This window comes from Lysinibacillus sp. VIII_CA (assembly GCF_049943995.1).
GTDB lineage: Bacteria > Bacillota > Bacilli > Bacillales_A > Planococcaceae > Lysinibacillus > Lysinibacillus pinottii.
Map to the genome: position 1 here is coordinate 1 of NZ_JBNFXM010000050.1, position 3,344 is coordinate 3,344.

The 3,344-nt window shown below is 30.7% G+C and carries 2 protein-coding genes; both read left to right on the top strand.

Features of this window, described 5'->3' with window-relative positions; translation table 11 throughout:
- Nucleotides 1-363, top strand: a 363-nt coding sequence (locus ACP3VS_RS24025) for a hypothetical protein (protein WP_426390255.1), incomplete at its 5' end; no start/stop codon positions are given.
- A 1,087-nt stretch (nucleotides 364-1,450) separates the two neighbouring features.
- Nucleotides 1,451-2,341: an ETX/MTX2 family pore-forming toxin gene (locus ACP3VS_RS24030; RefSeq protein ID WP_426390257.1), complete on the top strand. Its 891-nt coding sequence runs from the start codon at nucleotides 1,451-1,453 to the stop codon at nucleotides 2,339-2,341.
- Nucleotides 2,342-3,344 lie beyond the last annotated feature (1,003 nt).

A 3,344-nucleotide genomic window follows, 5' to 3' on the forward strand; every position in this document is an offset into this window, starting at 1 on the left:
GTATGTACAAAGGAAACGGAAGGAGAAACTTTCCATATTATTAATCCTGTTCAATTGGAATGGAAACAGTTTATTGAATATGTTATACAGATGGGTCATCCTATAAATAATGTAAATACTGAACAGTTTATGAGCTTATTTGAAGACAATACGTTGTCTGATATACAAAAATATGCTTTAGAATTGATGGTTCCTTTACTAGAAGAAGAAGCTAAAAATTCCTCATCAATACCAACGTGTCAAGATACTCAACGTTATTTACAAGGAGTTGGTGTGGGATGTGAATTACCTAATGAAAAGCTTGTTTCTAATTTGATAGATTACGGTTCTAGTCTAGGTTTTTTCCCGCCGCAGAGAACATAATATGATTTTAATGAAAGTTAAGATATCTATACCAGATAATTGGGTCATTATTCGCGCTTAGAACCATGGTGCATTATTGAAACGTTTTATTTTGATTATAACAATAATACTTTAAAGACTATTCAGAGGAGTGATCCCTTATACTAGAGTTTTAGTTAAGATAATTGGCTAGCATAAGTACGGAATTTTTGGAGGATACTGAAAACCTTCATCTGGTTCAACTAACGAGGTATTCGAGACGATTAAAATGTCGAATACCTCGCCTGGCTGGATGGGGATGCAAGAATTTAAAAAATTTACATTTAATGATTCTCTACACAAACAGTATGACGGTTTATCAGAGAGACAAAAAAAGAGATTGAAAATGACGGTGTTTTGATTATTCCGTTCTTAGGTGCAACTTTTGTTGTTTAGAAGGTAAAGGCTCGTTTGAAGGAGTATATGGTGCTGAATTGGTTGTAAAAACATATGATATTACAGATAAAAGCAATGCTAAATTAGTAAATACAAGAAGTATTGACTTATAAAATTAATTGTTCTGTTACTAATTGCTATAAAAAGCAAGAAAAAATCTCAAAATGATAAACTATATTAATTTCTTTTTTAGAAAACTTCCTAACACCCTTGTTAGGAAAGGATGTTAAGCGTTTATAGTTTTGGAGTGAAATATACAACTAATCTAAAATAATTAGTAATTGGATTCTACGAGTAGCTAACTACGCTTTAAAATCAGGTAAAACAAAAAGTGGGTATCTTTATCTGCAAATAACATTAATCATTAAATGTAAAATGTATTATAAACTAATTGGAAGTATTAAATTGTTCATTACTACTATATTAAAAGAAAACTTAATTAGAAACTTCACAGTAACAGAAAATTGTGACATTTTATAAAGAATTATATTTATTTACACTCCTAATTAAGTATTAACATGATGGTTTCAATGTCTTTATATTTACTAAATGTGAAAAAAAATAAAATAACCCACTATATTAACTTTTTATGAGTAGGTTAATGGGGTGTTTGTAAAATATTGTGACATTAGATAATCTGTTAATAATTAAATTATAAGGATGTGATTTTGGAATGAAAAGAAAATATGTTTCTTGTGGGATAATAATTAGTACTTTATTAGGTAGTGGACTTTTTCTTAATAATGTCAATGCTACTGAAGTTCATGAGAATAATACTAATATTCTAAATATGAAAAATGTTGGTCAACAAGGAGCGATTCAAAATATTGATGACTCAATTGATAAGATGATAGCTTCGATTCCCCCCCTATTTGGTTTTAATCCATACTACCGTACTCCTTTATTAGGTGAAGATGTTGAATTCTCTGGAATAAATATTAAACAAAATAATGCTACCAGTGTGGTACCTATGTTTATGGGAGAGAATACTTTTCAAAATAATTCAGATTTAGAACAGACATTTAATACTACTTCTTTTAGTGAATCAATTACGAAAAGTACATCCACTACCATACAAAATGGATTTAAAACATCCATAACTACAAAAGGCAAAGTTGGTATTCCATTTGTAGCAGAAGGTGAAGTGTCAGCAACCCTTGAATATAATTTTTCCAGTACAAATACTAATACAGTTAGTACAACAAATACAATTACTGCCACTGCACAACCTGTTAAAGTTCCACCAAATAAAACATACAAAGTTGAAGTATACTTTGAAAAGAAATCTACTTCAGGTATTGTAGAAATATACGCTGATGTTTTTACTAGTGTAAGAGCAGTAAATGATGGGGTTGTGACTAGTATTGGCTCCGCATTAGATAAAGCAACAAATAAATATGGATTAAATAAATCACCAAATGATCCAAAAAGAGTTCGCGCAAAAGGAACAGGAGATTTTAAGATTGAACATGGTACTAACTTAATTGTCAAAGTATATGATGTAACAGCAGGCACAAAATCTAATAGTGTATTAGTAGAAACTAAAATAATTCCTTTAAATTAAAAACAAAGTTTAACAGTGATTAATTATTCTTAGTTCTATTTATTTTAGTTTAATAATATCCAAAGTTATAGGGCACCTCATTCAGAGTGGTTTTAGTTTAGATGCTACCGTTATACTGAATTTGAGGAGGTGTCCATTTTTTTGTACTTGTATATTATCTTCTTATTTTTCATTTTATATTAGCGTTCTTTTAAGGGAAACACTTCAAAGGAGATCGTTATATGATAAAAAGCGAACAAATGGTACACTTTAAAACGATTGCAGCTATTTGTGCGACACTTGCTACGGCAACAAGTTTAGCTATGCACATCAAATTAATCTTTCCGTAATACCTAATGGTTCTTGGCGGTGGAAAATATTATATATAAAGCTGAAAGTAATGTAAGTTATTGGAATTAACCTAGGTGTAATAGATGCTCAACTTCATTGAATAGTGTAGAAGTTAGGAGAGCTCTTGTAAAATACACCACCAGGTACTACATCGCCCCTTCTAACTAACAACAATCCTAACCTTCTATTACAAAATTAACATACACTAGAAGATACACAAACATAAAATTTTATCCTGCTAGATATACTAGCTTTAATATTAGCATCGAAATTTACACTCCATCGTAGTGATAGTACTCAAGTTAATACTCATTTAGGGGTTCTCTACTTTGCATTTTGTAATAACGAATGAACAGGGATTTTATGCTAACCTCCTCTTCTCCTAGCCACTCGGAACTCTCTTTAATTCAACTATTAATTCTATATTCGTTTTATTAGTTTAAAAATAAGGTCTTTATGACATTTTAAATTCAAAAGAATGTCGGCGACACTAAGTTGGACATAAAAGATAAGGGCTAGTACACTTAGACTACCAACTTATAGGAGCGTGCTACTATGTCACGTCAACGTCGAACTTTTACATCTGAATTGGTTCTTTCGCTGCCAAAGATAATCGCTCTGAAGAAGATAACGAACTAGCTCGATTACGCAAAGAAAACCAACGTTTACTGAT